General features: G+C 68.3%; 22 protein-coding genes and 1 pseudogene. 8 read left to right on the top strand and 15 right to left on the bottom strand.

From position 1 onward, the window contains the following. Positions 1-140 precede the first annotated feature (140 nt). Complete coding sequence (locus ACFC1J_RS16390; RefSeq protein WP_375908377.1) at positions 141-419, bottom strand: hypothetical protein; 279 nt, start codon at positions 417-419, stop codon at positions 141-143. A gap of 107 nt (positions 420-526) precedes the next feature. On the opposite strand from ACFC1J_RS16390, the gene ACFC1J_RS16385 reads away from it, so the two are divergent. Then, on the top strand, positions 527-850 hold the full coding sequence (locus tag ACFC1J_RS16385; RefSeq protein ID WP_375908374.1) for a tyrosine-type recombinase/integrase: 324 nt from the start codon (positions 527-529) through the stop codon (positions 848-850). A gap of 113 nt (positions 851-963) precedes the next feature. Here ACFC1J_RS16385 and nrdF read toward each other — a convergent pair whose 3' ends face one another. The 4 genes from nrdF to nrdH are packed head-to-tail and all read right to left on the bottom strand — an operon-like array spanning position 964 to position 4,834. Continuing rightward, entirely contained in the window at positions 964-1,941 is a 978-nt protein-coding gene (nrdF, locus tag ACFC1J_RS16380) for a class 1b ribonucleoside-diphosphate reductase subunit beta (RefSeq protein WP_375908371.1), read from the bottom strand. Between the two features lie 43 nt (positions 1,942-1,984). Beyond that, positions 1,985-4,162 carry a class 1b ribonucleoside-diphosphate reductase subunit alpha gene (nrdE, locus tag ACFC1J_RS16375; protein WP_375908369.1) on the bottom strand — a complete coding sequence of 726 codons (2,178 nt, stop codon included), beginning with the start codon at positions 4,160-4,162 and terminating at the stop codon, positions 1,985-1,987. Then, on the bottom strand, positions 4,144-4,581 hold the full coding sequence (gene nrdI / locus ACFC1J_RS16370) for a class Ib ribonucleoside-diphosphate reductase assembly flavoprotein NrdI (protein ID WP_375908366.1): 438 nt from the start codon (positions 4,579-4,581) through the stop codon (positions 4,144-4,146). Before nrdI ends, nrdE begins: the two co-directional genes overlap by 19 nt. 19 nt (positions 4,582-4,600) lie before the next feature. Continuing rightward, positions 4,601-4,834: a glutaredoxin-like protein NrdH gene (nrdH, locus tag ACFC1J_RS16365; RefSeq protein WP_045251249.1), complete on the bottom strand. Its 234-nt coding sequence runs from the start codon at positions 4,832-4,834 to the stop codon at positions 4,601-4,603. 406 nt (positions 4,835-5,240) lie between these two features. Between nrdH and ACFC1J_RS16360 the strand changes: the two genes are divergently transcribed. Beyond that, on the top strand, positions 5,241-6,455 hold the full coding sequence (locus tag ACFC1J_RS16360; protein WP_375908363.1) for an MFS transporter: 1,215 nt from the start codon (positions 5,241-5,243) through the stop codon (positions 6,453-6,455). A 3-nt stretch (positions 6,456-6,458) separates the two neighbouring features. On the opposite strand, the gene ACFC1J_RS16355 is transcribed toward ACFC1J_RS16360, so the two are convergent. Further along, on the bottom strand, positions 6,459-6,833 hold the full coding sequence (locus tag ACFC1J_RS16355; RefSeq protein WP_375908360.1) for a type II toxin-antitoxin system VapC family toxin: 375 nt from the start codon (positions 6,831-6,833) through the stop codon (positions 6,459-6,461). Between the two features lie 47 nt (positions 6,834-6,880). Then, positions 6,881-6,973 (bottom strand): annotated as a pseudogene (locus tag ACFC1J_RS16350) (hypothetical protein); the annotation flags it as partial. A gap of 89 nt (positions 6,974-7,062) precedes the next feature. Between ACFC1J_RS16350 and ACFC1J_RS16345 the strand changes: the two are divergent. The 3 genes from ACFC1J_RS16345 to ACFC1J_RS16335 all read left to right on the top strand — a co-directional run bounded on the left by ACFC1J_RS16345 (position 7,063) and on the right by ACFC1J_RS16335 (position 9,159). Beyond that, positions 7,063-7,317: a type II toxin-antitoxin system Phd/YefM family antitoxin gene (locus ACFC1J_RS16345; protein WP_375908357.1), complete on the top strand. Its 255-nt coding sequence runs from the start codon at positions 7,063-7,065 to the stop codon at positions 7,315-7,317. Further along, entirely contained in the window at positions 7,314-7,703 is a 390-nt protein-coding gene (locus ACFC1J_RS16340; RefSeq protein WP_375908355.1) for a type II toxin-antitoxin system VapC family toxin, read from the top strand. Before ACFC1J_RS16345 ends, ACFC1J_RS16340 begins: the two co-directional genes overlap by 4 nt. An 88-nt stretch (positions 7,704-7,791) precedes the next feature. Then, entirely contained in the window at positions 7,792-9,159 is a 1,368-nt protein-coding gene (locus ACFC1J_RS16335; protein WP_375908352.1) for an aspartate aminotransferase family protein, read from the top strand. Positions 9,160-9,283: 124 nt separating this feature from the next. On the opposite strand, the gene ACFC1J_RS16330 is transcribed toward ACFC1J_RS16335, so the two are convergent. The 7 genes from ACFC1J_RS16330 to ACFC1J_RS16300 all read right to left on the bottom strand — a co-directional run bounded on the left by ACFC1J_RS16330 (position 9,284) and on the right by ACFC1J_RS16300 (position 15,508). Further along, positions 9,284-9,853 carry a dihydrofolate reductase family protein gene (locus tag ACFC1J_RS16330; RefSeq protein ID WP_375908349.1) on the bottom strand — a complete coding sequence of 190 codons (570 nt, stop codon included), beginning with the start codon at positions 9,851-9,853 and terminating at the stop codon, positions 9,284-9,286. A gap of 112 nt (positions 9,854-9,965) precedes the next feature. Then, positions 9,966-10,895: an RNA polymerase subunit sigma-70 gene (locus tag ACFC1J_RS16325; RefSeq protein WP_375908346.1), complete on the bottom strand. Its 930-nt coding sequence runs from the start codon at positions 10,893-10,895 to the stop codon at positions 9,966-9,968. Between the two features lie 23 nt (positions 10,896-10,918). Further along, positions 10,919-11,842, bottom strand: a complete 924-nt coding sequence (locus ACFC1J_RS16320) for an ABC transporter permease (RefSeq protein WP_375908343.1) — start codon at positions 11,840-11,842, stop codon at positions 10,919-10,921. After that, the gene (locus ACFC1J_RS16315; protein ID WP_375908340.1) at positions 11,842-12,729 is read right to left on the bottom strand and encodes an ABC transporter permease; all 888 of its coding nucleotides are present in this window, start codon (positions 12,727-12,729) and stop codon (positions 11,842-11,844) included. The genes ACFC1J_RS16320 and ACFC1J_RS16315 overlap by 1 nt, the downstream gene beginning before the upstream one ends. Further along, the gene (locus ACFC1J_RS16310) at positions 12,722-13,915 is read right to left on the bottom strand and encodes a spermidine/putrescine ABC transporter substrate-binding protein (protein ID WP_375908337.1); all 1,194 of its coding nucleotides are present in this window, start codon (positions 13,913-13,915) and stop codon (positions 12,722-12,724) included. Before ACFC1J_RS16310 ends, ACFC1J_RS16315 begins: the two co-directional genes overlap by 8 nt. Further along, positions 13,915-15,075, bottom strand: a complete 1,161-nt coding sequence (locus tag ACFC1J_RS16305; RefSeq protein WP_375908335.1) for an ABC transporter ATP-binding protein — start codon at positions 15,073-15,075, stop codon at positions 13,915-13,917. The genes ACFC1J_RS16310 and ACFC1J_RS16305 overlap by 1 nt, the downstream gene beginning before the upstream one ends. A 160-nt stretch (positions 15,076-15,235) precedes the next feature. Continuing rightward, positions 15,236-15,508, bottom strand: coding sequence for a metal-sensitive transcriptional regulator (locus ACFC1J_RS16300; RefSeq protein WP_292717115.1), 273 nt, complete (start codon positions 15,506-15,508; stop codon positions 15,236-15,238). A 52-nt stretch (positions 15,509-15,560) separates the two neighbouring features. On the opposite strand from ACFC1J_RS16300, the gene ACFC1J_RS16295 reads away from it, so the two are divergent. The 3 genes from ACFC1J_RS16295 to ACFC1J_RS16285 all read left to right on the top strand — a co-directional run bounded on the left by ACFC1J_RS16295 (position 15,561) and on the right by ACFC1J_RS16285 (position 18,381). Beyond that, complete coding sequence (locus ACFC1J_RS16295; protein ID WP_375908332.1) at positions 15,561-16,835, top strand: DUF445 domain-containing protein; 1,275 nt, start codon at positions 15,561-15,563, stop codon at positions 16,833-16,835. A 259-nt stretch (positions 16,836-17,094) separates the two neighbouring features. After that, a complete protein-coding gene (locus ACFC1J_RS16290; RefSeq protein WP_375908329.1) occupies positions 17,095-17,997 on the top strand; it encodes an arginase family protein in 903 nt (300 codons plus the stop codon). 9 nt (positions 17,998-18,006) lie between these two features. Further along, positions 18,007-18,381, top strand: coding sequence for a YrdB family protein (locus ACFC1J_RS16285; protein ID WP_375908327.1), 375 nt, complete (start codon positions 18,007-18,009; stop codon positions 18,379-18,381). A 13-nt stretch (positions 18,382-18,394) separates the two neighbouring features. Here the strand turns inward: ACFC1J_RS16285 and ACFC1J_RS16280 are convergent, their stop codons facing one another. Beyond that, positions 18,395-19,042, bottom strand: a complete 648-nt coding sequence (locus ACFC1J_RS16280) for an SDR family oxidoreductase (protein ID WP_375908324.1) — start codon at positions 19,040-19,042, stop codon at positions 18,395-18,397. Positions 19,043-19,131: the final 89 nt, after the last annotated feature.

The raw sequence follows: 19,131 nt of genomic DNA, 5'->3' as shown, positions 1-19,131 counted from the left end.
ACCGACCCCAGAAACACCGAGAAGCCCCGGTCGACCATCACGGTCGACCGGGGCTTTCTGTCATGCTCTGAACTACATCGTGTTGCAACGACCGCTGGAATCCGCCCCCAAGAGAGCGGGGCGGTTTCGTATTGCGAGTGTCAGTCCTTTTCGCCGGTGTCGTCGCCGTCCACCATCGCACGGTACTGGCGTCGAGTGAGGCCGATCGAGTGACGGTTGAGCGGTGTGTAGGCGATTGCGCCGGCAGGTGCGGATCCGGCGCCGAACTTGCGGAGCCACTCGTCGATGGCAGGGATGGCCATGACGCGGGAGATTGCCGCGCTGATCGCGGCGAGGGTGGCGAGCAGCGTGACCACGGTGAGCACCACCTGAATCGCGGTGCGGGTACATCGCTGGTTCGGGGACCAGATCTTGTTCATGGAGCTACTGTCGGGGAAGATTGTCGGGCCAGGGCGGGGGCGTTCCGTGAGCAGCCATGTGGTCGCGCTGCACACCGATGCACGCACGGTAGCCGCGGTCCTCCTCGGTGAGCGTGTCAACCTTGCCCTTGAGCTCGAGGACGCGGCTCGCGGCGGCCTGTGAGGGCAAGGGGCCTGACGGGTGGCTCTTCAGCGGCGGAGATGCGCCGCTCCCCTATCCGCACCCGACGAGCGGTTGGTTCGCGCATGCCGTACGTGCAGCGCCGATCCTCGACGATCGGATCCCGAGGATCACGCCGCACGATCTTCGGCACACGGCGGCGTCACTCGCGGTCTCCTCCGGTGCCAACGTCAAGGTCGCGCAGCGAATGCTCGGACCTGTAGCGGTAGCCACCGCGATGAGCGAAGCTCGAAAGGCGGCCGCCTCTTAGGGTGTGGGCAAGGTGTGGGCAGGAACGACAAAAGCCCCTGGCCAGCTGCTCGTGCCGAGCGGTCAGCCAGGGGCTTTCGGTTGTCGCAATTACCGTGTGCGACCAGCGTTATCTCAGAAGTCCCAGTCCTCGTCCTCGGTGGCCTCGGCCTTGCCGATGACGTAGGAGGATCCGGATCCCGAGAAGAAGTCGTGATTCTCGTCGGCGTTCGGCGAGAGGGCCGACAGGATCGCCGGGTTCACGTTCGTCACGGTCGCGGGGAACATCGCCTCGTAGCCGAGGTTCATGAGCGCCTTGTTCGCGTTGTAGTGCAGGAAGCGCTTGACGTCCTCGGTGAGGCCGACGCCGTCGTACAGGTCCTGCGTGTACTGCACCTCGTTGTCGTAGAGCTCGTAGAGCAGCGAGAACGTATAGTCCTTCAGCTCGTCCTTCTTGGCCTGGTCGAGCGTTTCGAGGCCGCGCTGGAACTTGTAGCCGATGTAGTAGCCGTGCACGGCCTCGTCGCGGATGATGAGGCGGATGAGGTCGGCCGTGTTGGTGAGCTTCGCCCGCGACGACCAGTGCATCGGCAGGTAGAAGCCCGAGTAGAACAGGAAGCTCTCCAGCAGGGTCGAGGCGACCTTGCGCTTGAGCGGCTCGTCCCCGCGGTAGTAGTCCATGACGATCTGAGCCTTCTTCTGAAGGTTCGGGTTCTCCACGGACCAGCGGAACGCCTCGTCGATCTCCTTCGTCGAGCACAGCGTCGAGAAGATCGAGGAGTAGCTCTTCGCGTGCACCGACTCCATGAACGCGATGTTCGTGTAGACGGCCTCCTCGTGCGGGGTGATCGCGTCGGGGATGAGCGACACCGCGCCGACGGTGCCCTGAATCGTGTCCAGGAGCGTCAAGCCGGTGAACACGCGCATGGTGAGCGTCTGCTCCTCGGGGGTGAGCGTGTTCCACGACTGGATGTCGTTCGACAGCGGCACCTTCTCGGGCAGCCAGAAGTTGTTCACCAGACGGTTCCAGACCTCGAGGTCCTTGTCGTCCTGGATGCGGTTCCAGTTGATCGCCTGCACGCGGTCGACCAGCTTGAGCGGTTCGGGGGTCATTTCTTTCCTACTTCGATCGTTGAGCGAGACGGAACGCGGGTTCTCACAGCATGCAGCTGACGCACTCGGTCATGTCGGTCCCCTCGAGGGCCATCTGACGCAGACGGATGTAGTAGATCGTCTTGATGCCCTTGCGCCAGGCGTAGATCTGAGCCTTGTTGATGTCGCGCGTGGTGGCGGTGTCCTTGAAGAACAGCGTGAGCGACAGGCCCTGATCCACGTGCTGCGTCGCCGCGGCGTACGTGTCGATGACCTTCTCGTAGCCGATCTCGTACGCGTCCTGGTAGTACTCCAGGTTGTCGTTCGTCATGAACGCGGCCGGGTAGTAGACGCGACCGAGCTTGCCTTCCTTGCGGATCTCGATCTTCGACGCGATCGGGTGGATCGAGCTCGTCGAGTTGTTGATGTACGAGATGGATCCGGTCGGCGGCACGGCCTGCAGGTTCTGGTTGTAGATGCCGTGCTCCTGGATGGAGGCCTTCAGCTCGCGCCAGTCGTCCTGCGTCGGGATGTGCTGGCCGGCGAACAGGTCCTTGACCTTCTCCGTCGCGGGCACCCACTCCTGGTCGATGTACTTGTCGAAGAACGCGCCAGACGCGTAGGTCGAGTCTGCGAAGCCGTCGAAGGCGACGCCGCGCTCGATCGCGAGCTTGTTCGACGCGCGCAGCGCGTGGAACAGCACCGTGTAGAAGTAGATGTTCGTGAAGTCGATGCCCTCTTCGGAGCCGTAGAACACGCGCTCACGAGCGAGGTAGCCGTGCAGGTTCATCTGCCCCAGGCCGATCGCGTGCGAGCGGTCGTTGCCGTCCTCGATCGAGCGCACCGAGCCGATGTGGCTCTGGTTGCTCACCGCGGTGAGTGCGCGGATCGCCGTCTCGACCGTCTGCCCGAGGTCGTCCGAGTCCATCGACAGCGCGATGTTCATCGATCCGAGGTTGCAGGAGATGTCCTTGCCGATCTGACTGTAGGAGAGGTCCTCGTTGTAGGTCGTCGGCGTGTTCACCTGCAGGATCTCGCTGCACAGGTTGGACATGTTGATCCGGCCCTTGATCGGGTTGGCCTTGTTCACCGTGTCCTCGAACATGATGTACGGGTAGCCCGACTCGAACTGGATCTCGGCGAGGGTCTGGAAGAACTCGCGCGCGTTGATCTTGGTCTTCTTGATGCGCGGGTCGTCGACCATCTCGCGGTACTTCTCGGTGACCGAGACGTCGCCGAACGGCACGCCGTAGACGCGCTCGACGTCGTACGGGGAGAACAGGTACATGTCCTCGCCATTCCGCGCCAGCTCGAACGTGATGTCCGGCACGACGACGCCCAGCGACAGCGTCTTGATACGGATCTTCTCGTCGGCGTTCTCGCGCTTGGTGTCGAGGAACCGCATGATGTCGGGGTGGTGCGCGTTCAGGTACACCGCGCCGGCGCCCTGACGCGCGCCGAGCTGGTTCGCGTACGAGAAGGAGTCTTCGAGGAGCTTCATCACGGGGATGATGCCCGAGGACTGGTTCTCGATCTGCTTGATCGGGGCACCGGACTCGCGGATGTTCGAGAGCAGCAGCGCCACGCCGCCGCCGCGCTTGGACAGCTGCAGGGCGGAGTTGATGCCGCGGGCGATCGACTCCATGTTGTCCTCGATGCGCAGCAGGAAGCAGCTGACGAGCTCGCCGCGCTGCGCCTTGCCGGCGTTGAGGAAGGTCGGGGTGGCGGGCTGGAAGCGGCCCGAGATGATCTCCTCGACGAGGTTCACGGCGAGGTCCTCGTCGCCGTCGGCCAGGGCGAGGGCGGTCATCACGACGCGGTCCTCGAAGCGCTCCAGGTAGCGCTTGCCGTCGAAGGTCTTCAGCGTGTAGCTCGTGTAGTACTTGAACGCGCCGAGGAACGTCTCGAAGCGGAACTTCTTCGAGTAGGCGAGGTCGTTGAGCTTCTGCACGAACTCGAACGAGTACGCGTCCAGCACGGCGCCCTCGTAGTACTCCTTCTCCACGAGGTAGTCCAGGCGCTCCTTGAGCGAGTGGAAGAACACCGTGTTCTGGTTCACGTGCTGCAGGAAGTACTCCCGCGCCGCGCGCTTGTCGGCATCGAACTGGATCTTGCCGTCCGCGTCGTACAGGTTCAGCATCGCGTTGAGGGCGTGATAGTCGAGACCCTCGTACGCCGCGTTGACCTTGAACGCGATCTCGCCCTTCACCGGCGCTGAGTCCTTCAGTGCTGCTTCCACCATTGATCCAATCCGTCGGTCACCCGATCGACGTCGTCCTGTGTGCCGTAGATCTCGAGCCGGTACAAGTGGGGCACGTGACACTTGCGGCTGATGATGTCACCGGCGGCGCAGAATGCGTCGCCGAAGTTGGTGTTGCCTGCGGAGATCACTCCGCGGATGTGACGCCGGTTGTGCTCGTCGTTGAGGAACCGGATGACCTGCTTGGGTACGGCGCCCTTCTCGACGCCGCGGCCCTGCCCGCCGCCGTAGGTCGGCGTGACCAGCACGAACGGCTCATCGACGACGAGCGGCTCCTCCGTGCTGTGCAGCGGGATCCGTCGCGCCGGAAGGCCCAGCTTCTCGACGAACCGGGCTGTGTTGCCCGAGATGCTCGAGAAGTAGACCAGCAGCGGCGCGGCGGTCGCGGTGGCGGCGTTCATGAGATCGCCCCCTCGGGAGTCAGGCCAGGCGAGCGGCGAGCTCGTCGATCTTGTCGGGACGGAAGCCCGACCAGTGGTCCTCGTCGGTGACGACGACGGGAGCCTGCAGGTAGCCGAGCGACTTCACGTGCTCGAGCGCCGCAGCGTCCTCGGAGACGTCGTGGACTTCGTATTCGATGCCCTTCGCGTCGAGTGCGCGGTACGTCGCGTTGCACTGCACGCAGGAGGGCTTGGTGTAGACCGTGATGGACATGTATTGCGCCTCTTCTTCCCCTCAGAACCCGGCTTCGGGCAGGTGGCCCTGCCGGGAGTTCAATACTACATATAGGTGCGGACATTCGGGTCGACCACTAGGGCTAGTAGTTACAACTGTGTAGTTTTCCACCGTATTCCACCGATTCACCACAGGTTCTCCACGCCTTTGTCCACAGCCGTCCGCCACCGGCGAGCACCCTCGAACCGCGATTTCCCGCGGCTCCGGGAGACCCCGTCCGGATCCCTCCACAGATCCGACGATAGGAGGGGCCACGGACATTCCTCAGGCTGTGGAAATCGCCCTCCGGCGTGTCGTCGGCGTGTCGCGTGCGCGCCCTCGTGGCGCCGCGCCCAGACCCTGCAGGACCCTGCTCCCGACGCCCTGCGACCTGTAGCGTTGATCCGTGGCCGGATCGGGATACAAGGAGCTTCTGCGCGTACCGGGCGTCGGACGGATCATCGCCGCGCAGCTGACGGCGCGGTTCCCGAACGGCATGGCGAGTCTCGCGATCCTCCTGCATGTCCAGCACGCGACGGGCTCCTACGGCGCCGCCGGCCTCGTGCTGGCCGCGTCCTCGATCGGGCAGGCCGTGTCCGGGCCCGTCACCAGCCGCTGGATGGGCCGCTGGGGCATGCGCCCCGTGCTGACGCTGACGCTCTCGATCTGCGTGCTGTCATTCCTCGGCCTGGCGTTCTTCTCCTTCCTGCCGCTCGCCGGCTACGTGGTGCTCGGCCTGATCGCGGGGCTCTCCACCCCGCCGATCCAGTCGGCCGCGCGCACCATCTACCCCAAGCTGGTGAACTCCTCGCAGCTCACACCGCTGTTCTCACTGGACGCGTCGCTGCAGGAGATCATCTGGATCGTGGCGCCGGTCGTCATCACGATCGTCTCGACGCAGGTCGGCACCGTGCAGGGCCTGCTGCTCGTCGCGGCGGTGCTCGTGGGCGGCGGCGCGTGGTTCATCCTCTCCCCCGAGGTCGGCCGGGTGCGCATCCCGCGCAGTCGCCGCGGGTTCGGCGCGGTCGTGCTGAAACCGCCGGTGATGCTCGCCACGGTCATCGGCTTCCTCCTCATCGGCGCCTGCGCGGCCGTCGAGGTGGGCGTGGTGAAGACCTTCGACCACGGCGGTCTGGAGGCAGGGCTCGTGCTCGCCGTGTTCTCCGTGGGAAGCCTCGTCGGCGGCCTGGCCTCGGGCCGCGTGCCGATGGGGCCGTGGGCGATGGCCCGGCGCCTGACGATCGTGACCGTCGGCCTCGCCCTCACGATGCTGTCGCTCAACGTGTTCTGGCTCGGCGGCACGCTGCTCGCCGCCGGCATCGGGATCGCCCCCGCGCTCGCGGTGCTGTTCGCGATCACGTCGGCGAGCGTGAAGTTCTCCGAGACGGCCGAGGCGTTCGGCTGGGCGGGCACCGGGCAGCTGATCGGCGCCGCCGCCGGATCCGCGATCGCCGGCTTCCTCATCGACAGCATGCACAGCCCCACCGGGGCCTACCTCGCGGCGACGTGCTTCGCGGCCGCCGCCCTGGTCGTCTCGGTGGTGTTCGTGCGGTTCTTCCCCGATCTGCGCGGCCGCGACGCCGCCCCGATGCCGGACACCGAGGCCGTCCCGCTGCCCTGAGCGTCACCGCCCCAGGGCGACGACCTCGATCGGGCACCGGGCGACACCGGCGTTCGCGATCCGCCGGTCTCCGGTGAGCAGAACGGCTCCGAGGCGTTCGCCGAGCGCGACATAGCTCGCGTCGTAGATCGTGAGGTCCGCGCGCAGCTCCCATGCCCGATCGGCGGTCGCCTCGCTCGGCCAGAACTCGATCGGCAGCCGGCTGGCGTGCCACCGCGACGCCGCCGCCTGCTGAGTCGTCAGCTTGCGGCCGAGCTCGAGACCCCGTAGCGCACTGTCGACCTCGGTGAGCAGGAGGGACGGCGCGAAGAGCATCGCGTCACCGATCCGCTCCGACAGCCACCATGTCTCCCCCGCGTTGGCCGCGACGAGCGCCACGACGGCCGAGGCGTCGAGGCGAGACGCAGGAGCTCGGCGCTCAGATACTCCTGAAGCGACCTCCCCGACTTCGCCGCCCGCGCCGCGAGCTCATCCCGCACCCCGTCGGGAACGTTGCGGACCGTGATCGTGACCGTCACGCATGCATTCTAGCTGCACCAGCGTTAGAACCGCTGCGCATCGATCCACACCCGGCCTATGACTTAGTCCACTGGACTAAGCTGTGGTCATGACCCAGGTGAACGTCCACGAAGCGAAGACGCAGCTCTCCGCGCTGATCGCGCGGGTGCTGGACGGCGAGCAGATCACGATCGCTCGCGCCGGGAAGCCGGTCGTCGACCTCATCCCCCATGAGCGCACGACGATCGTCTACGGACTCGGCCGAGACGAACCTGAGCACGATCCTGCCCTCTTCGACGGCACCGACCCGGAGATTCAGGAGATGTTCTACGGACCGGATTGGGCAGAGGGATCCACGCGATGATCCTGCTCGACACCAACGCGCTCGTCTGGCTGCACCGCGACAGTGCCATGCTCGGAGACACGGCGCGCAAGACCATCGAGAACTCGACGATCACGCACTTCTCCGCGATCTCGATCTCGGAGCTCGTGATCAAGAACATGCTCGGCCGCATCGACCTTCCGGGAGGCGACCGCTTCCCCGCCGCGTTCCCCGACGCCGGCCTGCGCGAACTGCCGTTCATGTCGGCACACGCCACGGCCATGCTGCGCTTCCCCGCTCTGACGCGACACGATCCGTTCGATCGCATGATCCTCGCTCAAGCGGATGCGGAGAGACTGACGCTGCTCACCGCGGACGCGACCCTGCTCGCGCTCGGCGAGACCTGGATCCAGGATGCGAGGATCTGAGACTCGCAACCTCGGAATCCGCAGAATTCGAGGATCCCAGCCTTCGATATCTGTTGTCATTTTGGATTTTGGGTGACAAGATCGGAGCATGAGCGCCGATCTGCAACAGAAAGCACACGATCACCTCTGGATGCACTTCACCCGCCAGTCCACGATGGACCGCAGCGGTGTGCCGATCATCGTCCGGGGTGAGGGACACCACATCTGGGACGACAACGGCACGCAGTACATCGACGGGCTCTCCGGCCTCTTCGTGGTCAACGCAGGCCATGGCCGCACCCGCCTCGCCGAGGCCGCGGCGAAGCAGGCGGAGCAGCTGGCCTTCTTCCCGCTGTGGTCGTACGCGCACCCGGGGGCGATCGAGCTCGCCGATCGCCTCGCCGGCTACGCCCCCGGCGACCTGAACCGCGTCTTCTTCACGAGCGGCGGCGGCGAGGCCGTCGAGACCGCCTTCAAGCTCGCCAAGCACTACTGGAAGCTGCGGGGCAAGCCCACCAAGCACAAGGTCATCTCCCGCGCGATCGCCTATCACGGCACCACCCAGGGCGCGCTCGCAATCACCGGCATCCCCGCGATGAAGGCGATGTTCGAGCCGGTCACCCCTGGCGGCTTCCGGGTTCCGAACACGAACATCTACCGCGCCGCCGAGATGGGCGCGCCGACGGATCCCGAGGCGTTCGGCGTCTGGGCCGCCGACCGGATCGAGGAGATGATCCAGTTCGAGGGTCCGGACACGGTCGCCGCGGTCTTCCTCGAGCCGGTGCAGAACTCGGGCGGCTGCTTCCCGCCGCCTCCCGGCTATTTCCAGCGCGTGCGCGAGATCTGCGACCGCTACGACGTGCTGCTCGTCTCCGACGAGGTGATCTGCGCGTTCGGCCGGATCGGGCACATGTTCGCGTGCGACGCGTACGGCTACGTGCCCGACATCATCACGTGCGCCAAGGGCCTCACGAGCGGCTACTCCCCCCTGGGCGCGGCGATCGTCAGCGACCGGATCTACGAGCCGTTCGCGCACGGGGACCTGTCGTTCCCGCACGGCTACACCTTCGGCGGGCACCCGGTCTCGACCGCGGTCGCGCTGGAGAACCTCGACATCTTCGAGGAGGAGAAGCTCAACGAGCGCGTGCGCGAGAACTCGCCGCTGTTCCGCGCCGAGCTGGAGACCCTGCTCGACCTTCCGCTCGTCGGCGACGTGCGCGGCGACGGCTACTTCTTCGGGATCGAGCTGGTCAAGGACAAGGCGACACGCGAGACGTTCGACGACGACGAGTCGGAGCGCCTGCTGCGCGGCTTCCTCTCCGGAGCCCTCTACGACGCGGGCCTCTACTGCCGCGCCGACGACCGCGGCGACCCCGTGATCCAGCTCGCCCCGCCGCTCACCATCGGGCCGGCCGAGTTCCGCGAGATCACCGGCATCCTCCGCGGGGTGCTCAAGGAGGCGGAGTCGGTTCTGTAGTCGCCGGGGACGCGACACGGGGAGGGCGGATGGGGATCCGCCCTCCCCTTTCCTCTGCCCTGCGTTTCTTCTCGCGCCCTCCGGGTGCGGTTCCTGAGCGAGCCGAAGGCGAGACGAAGGGCGCTCAACGGCCCCGGACGGAGGGCGTAGCGATCACCAGGCTCGTCGGCCCCATCTGCTCGACGCTCACGAGATCGAGCGCCGCACCGTCGGGGAACAGGCGACGGCCGTCGCCGGTCGCCGTCGGGAACACGCGCAGCCGGTACTCGTCGACCGCCCCCGCCGCGACGAAGCGCTCGACGAGCGATCCGCTGCCGATCACGATGACATCGCGCGTCGCGGCCGTCTCCCGCGCCCAGCCCACCGGATCCGCCTCGACCCGCCGGGAGTTCTGCCACCGCGCCAGGTCGACGTCGCCGCCCGTCACGACGGCCTTGTCCGCGGCGTTCAGTGCGCGGGCGAACGGATCCGTCGCGTCGCGCGGCGGCCACAGGGCCGAGAACGCCTCCCAGGTGCGGCGCCCGAACAGGAAGATCCCGGTCTGCAGGACCGATCCGTAGCGGAACTTGTCCCCCGAGATCGCCTCGGGGCCGTGCCGGAAGCACCATCCGCCGAAGGGCGTGCCGTCGGATCCGTCCGGATCCTCCACGACCCCGTCGAGGGTGATGAACTGCGCCACGATGATGCGTGCCATGTCGTGCTCCTTGCGTCGTGCCCCGATGCGGATCCTCCGCGGAGGGCTTCATAGGGGTGTACGAACGCGAGGCTCCGAACTCATCGGTGCGGGCGGAATCCGTTCGGACTCGTCATACGACGACGGCGTCCCTCTCGAAGAGCGTGAACAGCGCCTCGTTCCGGTACACCAGCACATGGCCGATCCTCACGCCGGACGCGTCGGCCTCGAACAGCTGCACGGTATGCGGGTGGACGCCGTCGTCGTCGACGCGAAGGAGCAGGAACCCGTGCTGCCCGTTGGCCGAGATCGGCCTGGTGCGCCAGCGAGTGCCCTGCCACTCGAACAGGTGCGCCATGAACGCGGCGTACGTCTCGCGCCCGATCGACCAGAACGGCACGGGCGGCATCTCGAACAGCACGTCGTCGGCGACGAGTTCGGCGAGGGCCGCAGCGTCGGCACGCTCGATCGCCCTCGCGTACCGCTCCACGGTCTCCCGCCGCAGCGGAGCGGGGCGCGAGGTGCGCTCCGCGACAGCAGCCTTCGCCCGCTGCAGCGCGGAGTTCACCGACGGCACGCTGGTCTCGAGGATCTCGGCCGTCTCCGCCGCGGTGTGCCCGAGCACCTCCCGCAGGATGAACACCCCGCGCTGCTTCGGCGGCAGCGCCTGCAGCACGAGCGTCACCGCGAGCCGCACCCCCGACGCTTCGGCGACCGCGCGCTCCGGCTCGGAGTCCGCCCACCAGCGGGTCGGCGCCGGCACCAGCCAGGGCACGTCCAGGGCCGGCACCAGAGGCGCGCCGACGTCGATGCCCGGATCCGTCAGGTCGCGCGGCAGCGGACGCCGCGGCGTCTCACGGAGCCGGTCGACGCATACGTTGCGTGCGATGCGGTACACCCACGTCGACAGCGCCGCCTTGGCCGGGTCGTACGACGACCGGCCGCGCCAGGCCCGCTCGAGTGCGTCCTGCACGGCGTCCTCCGCGTCGAACGGCGAGCCCAGCATCTGATAGCAGAAGGCGAGCAGGCCGCCGCGGAGCGCGGCGAGGTCGGAGGCGTCCACGCAGCCGAGGCTAGCCGCCCGGCTCAGCCTCCCGCCATCGTCCGGGCGATGTCGGCCGCCGAGTCGCCCGCCTTCTTCAGGACGAGCGCCACGAGCGCGAGCGCCCCGAGCGTGAGGACGAGCATGATCGTGGACACCGCGGCGATCTCCGGGCGCAGGCCGCTGCGCAGGGCGCTCAGCACGTAGACCGGCCACGGCGTGGTTCCGGAGACCTGGACGAAAGCGGAGACGATCGTGTTGTCCAGGCCCAGGGTGAACGAGAGCAGGAAGCCCGCGAGCACGGCGGGCATCGCGAGCGGCAGGGTGACCTTGAAGAACGTCGTGAGCGGCCGGGCGTAGAGATCGGCCGAGGCCTCTTCGAGCCGGGCGTCGAGTCCCACCAGGCGCGCCCGCACGATGTACGACACGATCGCGATCGAGAAGAGCGACTGCCCGATCACGAGACGCACCGTGCCGTCGTTGAAGATCGACAGTCCCAGATCCTGGCCGAGGAACACGACCCACGGCAGCAGCGCGACCGCGTCGACGATCTCGGGCGTGACCGAGATCAGCAGCAGCAGGCCGAGGAACCACGGCACCCACTTGCCGGGGGTGCGCGCCATCGCGATGCCGGCGAGGGTGCCGAGCGCCGTCGCGAGCACCGCGGCGATGAGGCCGGTGCGCAGCGAGACCAGCACCGCGTCGCGGACGGCGGGCTTGGTGACGATCGCGGCGAACGAGTCGAAGCCGAAGTGGTCCCACGAGATCAGCAGACGGCCGACGTTGAACGAGTACACGATCACGACGGCGATCGGCAGGAACAGGAAGACGAACACCAGGGTCGCCCACAGCGGCAGCAGCCAGCGACTGACGTTGCGCGGAGCCCTGGTGCGCCGACCGGATCCAGCCCGGGTCGTGGACGGCGACGGATCCGCCTGCTCGGCGGATCGTTCTGCGACGACGGTCATCATGCCTCCTCGAGTGTGAGCCGGTAGCTGCGGCGGATGGGGATCGTGACGAGCCAGCCGATCGCGGCCGCGATGCCGATCGACAGCGCGATGGTGAGGATCAGCAGCACGGCCATCGCGGATCCCAGCGCCCAGTTCTGCGCGGTCTGGAACTGGCTGGCGACGATCTGCCCGACCATGTTGCCCTTGGCGCCGCCGAGCACGGTCGCCGTGATGTAGTCGCCCATGAGCGGGATGTAGACCAGCAGCACACCGGCGATGATGCCGGGCTGCGCGAGCGGGATCGTCACGCGGAAGAACGTCCTCCAGCTGCCGGCGCCCAGATCCTTGCTCGCCTCGCGCAGCGGTCCGCTCACGCGGTCGAACGCCACGAACAGCGGCAGGATCATGAGCGGCAGGTAGTTGTAGACGACGCCGAGCAGCACCGCGCCGCGGGTGTTCAGTATTCCGAGCGGCCCGGGGATGACTCCGAGGAACTGCAGCGCGTGGGACAGCCAGCCCTCGGGGGCGAGGATGATCTGCCAGCCGATCGTGCGCACCAGGAAGTTGGTCCAGAACGGCACCATGACGAGCGCGAGGAACATCCCGCGCCGGCTCGGCGGGCACTTCACCGCGATCCAGTACGCCACGGGCGCACCGATGATCAGACACAGGGCGGTGCCGGCGATGCCCACCCAGAGCGTGTTCTGGAAGGTCGCGAAGAAGGTCGGCGAGAGCGCCTCGATGTAGCGGTCGAAGGACAGCTTGTCGTTCGCGTTGGTCGCGAAGATGCTCGGCTTGTAGCCGAAGCTGTACCAGACGACCACGCCGATCGGGACGACGAAGAAGACGAGCAGCCACACCCAGGCGGGCAGGGCCAGGCCGAAGCGGATCCTGAGCCTACGCACCGGCGGCCGCCTTCGTCGCGTTCCAGATCGCCACGATCCGCTCCTGGGCCCTGGTGAACTTCCCCTCGTGCATCGTGGCGATCTGCTCCTCCGTGAAGAAGACCATGTCGAGGTCCTCCAATCCCGCCTCCTCGGCCCTCTGCTGATTGCCGTCGACGCCGGTGTCGTAGCCGATGTAGTCCATCTGGTCCGCCTGGATGCCGGGCGCGATGATGAAGTTGATGAAGGCGTGCGCCGCCTCGGGATGCGGCGCACCCTTGGCGATCGCCCAGTTGTCCATCCAGATCTCGGTCGCCGGCGCCCCGAGCACCCACTGCCAGCGCTCTGGGTGCTTCGACGCGGCGATCCCGGTCCGGGCATCGCCGTTGTACACCTGCACGAGCGCGGCGGTCGCCTGCGGGATGATCTGCCCGCCCGGCGCGGAGTCGAACGAGATCACATGAGGGGCGATCTCCTTCGTCATGAACGCCTCGCAGTCCGCGAGGTGCTTCTCCTCGGTCGTGTTCCAGTCGATTCCATGCGACCAGAAATAGATCCCGCACATCGGCGCAGGGTCGTCGAGGAGCGATGTCCTGCCGGACGCCTCGTTCTGGGCCGCATCGATGAAGTCGACCCAGCTGGTCAGCTCCCGTGCGATCACAGTCTTGTCGTAGGCGAAACCGGTCGTGCCCCACGCCTTGCAGATCGAGTACTCGTTCTTCGGGTCGAAGGAGCGATGGATGAAGTGCGGATTCATCGTCGCGAAGTTCGGGATCAGGTCGAGGTTCAGTTTCTCCAGGAGACCGTTCTCCGCCATGGGAAGGATGAACGGTCCTGTCGGGACGACGATGTCGTAGCCCGATGTGCCGCGCGCGGCGACGAGCTTCGCCACGAGCTCCTCGTTCGAGTTGAACGCATCGACGACGACCTTCGGCCCCTTCTTCGTCGTGAAGGCGCTCAGCAGATCCGGGTTGTCGTAGTCGCTCCAGGTGTAGATCGAGAGCTTGTCCTCGAGCGGGCCGCCGTGCGCCTCGGACGCCGCCGAGGCCTTCTCCGGAGCGCAGGCGGTGAACAGCACGGCGCCGGAGGCCGCGAGCGCCGTCGCGAGGAAGCCGCGTCGGGTGAGCTCGGCGCCGATCTTGCGTGCGGAAGGAGCGTGGGCGAGCACGCGCACCGGTGGCCGGTCGTCGGCGCCGCGGTGACCCATCAGGCCGCTTCCTTGGGGAGGGCGATCACGTGAGTGGCGGTCTCGGGGATCCCATCGCCGGCGAAGATGCGGACATCGGAGGAACTCCAGGTGCAGCGCACGGCGTCGCCGACCGCGACCGCGGGAGCCCCGGGCGCAGGGATCCGCACCAGGAAGGCCTGCTCGCGCCCGACCTCGACCGCGACCTGCAGCGTCTCGCCGAGATGCGAGACGCCGAGCACGGTGCCGTCGATCCCCGGCCCGTCCGCGGTCCCCGCGGGAGCGAGCCGCACGAACTCGGGCCGGATCGAAGCGACGACGGCGGATCCCGGAGCGGTCCGCTCGCCGCCCCAACGGCCGTGCACGGTTCCCGCGTGCGTGTCGACCGCGTCGCCGCCGAGCGCCGTCCCGTGCAGGAAGTTCTGCTGGCCGATGAACGAGGCGACATAGGCCGAGGCCGGCTCGGCGTAGACGTCGGCGGGTGCGGCGAGTTGCTCGATCCGGCCCGCGCGCATGACCGCGATCCGGTCGCTCATCGACAGCGCCTCCGACTGGTCATGCGTCACGAACACGAAGGTGGTCCCGAGCCGTGCCTGCAGCAGCTTCAGCTCGAGCTGCATCTCCTCGCGCAGCTGCCGGTCCAGGGCTGCGAGCGGCTCGTCCAGCAGCAGCACGGACGGGCGGTTGATCAGGGCGCGGGACAGCGCGATGCGCTGCTGCTGCCCGCCGCTCAGCTGCGTGGGCTTGCGGTCCGCGAAACGACGCAGCTGCACCATGTCGAGCGCCTCGGCGACGCGCTCGCGCTGCTCGGCCTTGGGCACCTTGCGCTGCTGCAGGCCGTACGCGACGTTCTCCGCGACGGTCATGTGCGGGAAGAGCGCGTACGCCTGGAAGACCGTGTTGACCTCGCGCTTGTGCGGCGGCAGGCCCAACACGCTCCGGCCGCTCAGCCGGATGTCCCCCTCGTCGGGGTGCTCGAAGCCCGCGATCATGCGCAGCGTGGTGGTCTTGCCGCATCCGGAGGGGCCGAGGAGGGAGAGGAACTCCCCCGGTCGGATCGACAACGACAGGCGGTCGACGGCGATCGCCTCACCATAGAACTTGGTGACGCCAGAGATCTCGACGCCGCCGGAGGGCGTGTCGCTCGTGCTCTGAGCCGGTACGGACGTTGGACCGCTCATGAAACCTCCACAGGGTGTGTTCTCGCTGCCGAGGAGTCTGACACAGGTTCAGACACTCGTACAGAGGAAAACGGAGATTCCTTGACCTTTGGCGACGAAATTCGTTGTTACGTTTATGTTTCTCAACGAATATGAGGGGTGCGGGATCCGCACCCGGAGGCTATCTCCCCTGGAAGTCGAACGCCTTCAGCAGTTCCTCGATGGCCTGCTCGCGCGGTTCCCCGCCCTCGTCGAACATGTGCGCCACGTGCGTGCGCAGGTGGTTCTCGAGCAGCAGCTTGTTGAGGGATTCGAGGGAGCGCTGGATGGCGCGGGACTGCGTGATGATGTCCATGCAGTAGTCCTCGTTCTCGATCATCTTCGCGACGCCGCGGAGCTGTCCCTCGAGGATGCTGGTGCGGTGCAGGGCGCGCTTCTTGATGTCTTCGATCACGAGGTAGAGAGTACCGCCCGCCTCACGGGATCGGCTCTGCAAGGATGGGCGCATGGCTCGCGCCCGTGAAGCACTGCTGCCCCCCGCGGATCTGGAGCGCCTGCGCGCGCTCCGGCGGATGAAGGCCGTCGCCCTCGCCGCCCTCGGGGTCATGGCCGTCGCGTTCGTCGTGGCCTTCTGGCTACAGGCCCGCTACCCGTGGCTCGAGTACCTGCGCGCCGCCGCGGAGGGCGGCATGGTGGGCGCGCTGGCCGACTGGTTCGCAGTGACGGCCCTGTTCCGGCGCCCCCTCGGGCTGCCCATCCCGCACACCGCGATCATCCCCAACCGCAAGGACGAGATCGGGCGCAGCCTCGGCGAGTTCGTCGAGACCAACTTCCTCTCCGCCGAGGTCGTGCGCACGAAGCTGTCCGAGACCTCGATCGCCGCACGGCTCGGATCCTGGCTGCGCGCGCCCGCCCACGCGGAACGGGTCGCGAGCGAGGGCTCCACGATCGCCGCCGCCGTGCTGCGCGCCCTGAGCGACGACGACGTGCAGAGCGTGATCGCCGAGCTCGCGCGCGAGCACCTCGTGGAACCGGAGTGGGGAACGCCCGCGGGCACGTGGCTGCAGTGCATCGTCGAGTCCGACGCCCATCGCGGCGCGGTGGACCTCGCCGTCGACAGCATCGCGACCTGGCTGGACGGCAACGCCGAAGCGTTCAGAGGACTGCTCTCGCGCCGGCTGCCCGGGTGGGTGCCGAGGCTCGCGCACCGGTTCGTGGACGAGGCCGCCTACAACGAGGCGGTGCGGTTCGTACGGGCCGTGCAGGCGGATCCGCGCCACCCCGCCCGCCTCGCCCTGGATGGCTATCTCGCCCGGCTCGCGGACAACCTGCAGCACGATGCCGGCACGCGGGCGCGCCTCGAGAACGCCAAGTCGGCCCTGTTCGACAGCCCCCGCGTGGGCGCGCTGGCCGCCGAGGCGTGGAACGCCGCGAAGACCGGGCTCCTGTCGGCGCTCGCGGACCCGGAGAGCGGCCTGCGCCGCCGGGCCGCGGTGGCGATCGGCGAGCTCGGAGATCGCCTCGCCACGGAGGATCCGCTGCAGCAGCGCGTGGACGGCTGGGTGACGGACGCCGCCGTGTTCCTCGTCGACCGCTACCGGCACGACATCGCCTCCATCATCACGGACACCGTCGAGCGCTGGGATCCGGCCGAGACCACGGAGAAGATCGAGCTCATGGTCGGCCGCGACCTGCAGTACATCCGCTTGAACGGCACGGTCGTCGGAGCGCTCGCGGGGCTCGCGATCTTCGCGATCGCGCATGCCGTGATCCCCGTGTGACCCGCGCCGGCCCGTCGGGTGCGGAGCCGTCAGGCGCGACGATCTGCACACCGTGACACGATCGGCACACGGATCCGGCGATTTCGATTTCGTGTGCGGGTCGTCCCGGCGTGCGCAGATCGTCGCCGCCGGAGCCGGCCGAGCCGGGGCCAAGTGTCTGGTGCACCAGACATCGACCGCGATGGCATGGCGACGCGGAGCCCGCGCCGTGGCACGCTGTTCAACGGATGCCGATCGCGCCTCCGGGAAGGGACTCCTCATGGCACTCTCACACGATCCCCTCTGGCCCCGTGGCGGCGACTGGCCCGCCTTCAGCACGCCCGCCGACGCGGTCCTGCTCGGCATGCCGACCTGGCGCACCTCACTGTCCCCCACGGGCGCGCACGCGACGCCGGCGGCGATCCGCGACGCCCTGCGCCGGTACAGCCCGACCCTGATGGGCCCGCCTGCGGTCGACCTGAACGAGGCGCTGCGGATCTCCGACGCAGGCGATGTGCACGAGCCCGACGGCGACGAGGGCACCGCCCGCGCGATCGCGCGCGTCTCCGAGCTCGCCGCGGCGTCCCGGCTCGTGATCGCGCTCGGCGGCGACAACTCGCTCACCTACCCCGTCGCGCTCGGAGCGGGCGCGGACGGCCTCATCACGATCGACGCGCACTTCGACCTGCGCGACGGGGTCTCGAACGGCTCCCCGGTGCGCCGGCTGGTCGAGGACGCCCCTGAGGGATCCGCGATCGATCCGCGTCGGATCGTGCAGATCGGCATCGCGGACTTCGCGAACTCCGTCGCCTACGCGCAGCGGGCCGCGGACTGGGGCATCCGCGTGATCACCCTGGACGAGGTGCGCCGCCGCGGCATCGACGACGTGGTCGCCGAGGCGGTCGAGATCGCCGGCGCCGGCGCCGCATCCCGGGTGCATCTCGACATCGACGTGGATGCATGCGACCGCGCTGCGACCCCGGGCTGCCCGGCGAGCGTCCCCGGTGGATTCGCGGCATGGGAGCTGCGCGCGCTCGTGCGCGGCATCGCCGGCGACCCCCGCGTGGTCAGCGCCGACATCGCCGAGGTGGATGCCACCGCCGACGATGAGGACGCACGCACCGTGCGCCTCGCGGCGCTCTGCGTGCTGGAGCTGCTCGCCGCGCTGGCGGGCCGGGACTGATCCCCGCGCATGAGCGACGGTCCCGCCCGCGACCCGTTCCTCGAGGGAGGTCCGGCCCTGCGCTTCGCCCTGGCGTTGCGGTTCCTGGTGGAGCTCGCGCTGCTGGCCGGCGCGGCGACCGCCGCGGTGCGGCTCGTTCCCGGCTGGCCCGGCTGGGTGTCGGCCATCGTGGCGGTCGCGCTGCTCGCGGCCGTCTGGGGACTGTTGCTGTCGCCGAAGGCGCGCTTCGACATCCGCGCCCCGGGAAGGCTGAGCCTGGAGGCCGTGCTCTTCGGCACGGTCGGCGCCGCACTCTGGACGAGCGGACTCGGCATCGTGGGCCTGGCCCTGTTCGCCGTGTGGGTGCTGGACAGGATCGCCCTGGCCGTGCTCGGCCGCCGCTGAGCACGGCGCGCTCTCAGAGTTCGCGCAGCGCCTGATCGATCGGTCGATCCCCCTCGTTGAACCGGATCGTGCGGCGGATGGTCGCCGGCTCCACGAGCGTCTGCGCGATCACCTGCGCGACGTCGGCGCGGGAGACGCGGCCCGAGGTCTCCGCCGCGGCGTCGATCCGGCCCGTCGGCTCCTCGAACGTGAGCCCGCTCGGTCCGAGCACCGTCCAGTCCAGCGCCGTCGCACGCAGGTGCTCATCGGCCGCCGCCTTGGCCTCGGCGTAAGCATGGAACGAGTCCGACGCGGGAATCCCGTGCGCAGGCGAGGATCCGAAGTACGACACCATCACGTACCGGCCGACGCCGGCGTCGGCGGCCGCCTCCATGGACAGGACGGCGGCGGCGAAGTCGACAGCCCTGGTGCGCTCCGCGGATCCGCCTCCCGCGCCGGCCGACCACACGACGGCATCGTGCCCGGCGATCAGCGCCGCCATCGCCTCCTGCGATGCGGATTCGGCATCGAAGACGACGGGATCCGCTCCCGTCGCCCGCACGTCGTCGATCTGACCGGCGTCGCGGATCACCGCGGTCACCTGGTCGCCGCGCGCCGTGAGGAGGGGTTCGAGAAGGAGGGCCACCTTGCCGTGGCCGCCGAAGATCAGGATCCGTGCCATGCCTCCACGCTATGCCCGATCCTGCGGTCGCGGGCCACGGATCCGGATCCATCCCACGCACGACGTGGGCAGTCCGCCTACCGGACGAC

The sequence above is a fragment of the Microbacterium sp. NPDC056052 genome (assembly GCF_042266785.1).
Taxonomy (GTDB): Bacteria; Actinomycetota; Actinomycetes; order Actinomycetales; family Microbacteriaceae; genus Microbacterium.
The sequence above is the reverse complement of the archived record's forward strand: the minus strand, read 5'-3'. Positions and strand labels throughout refer to the sequence as shown.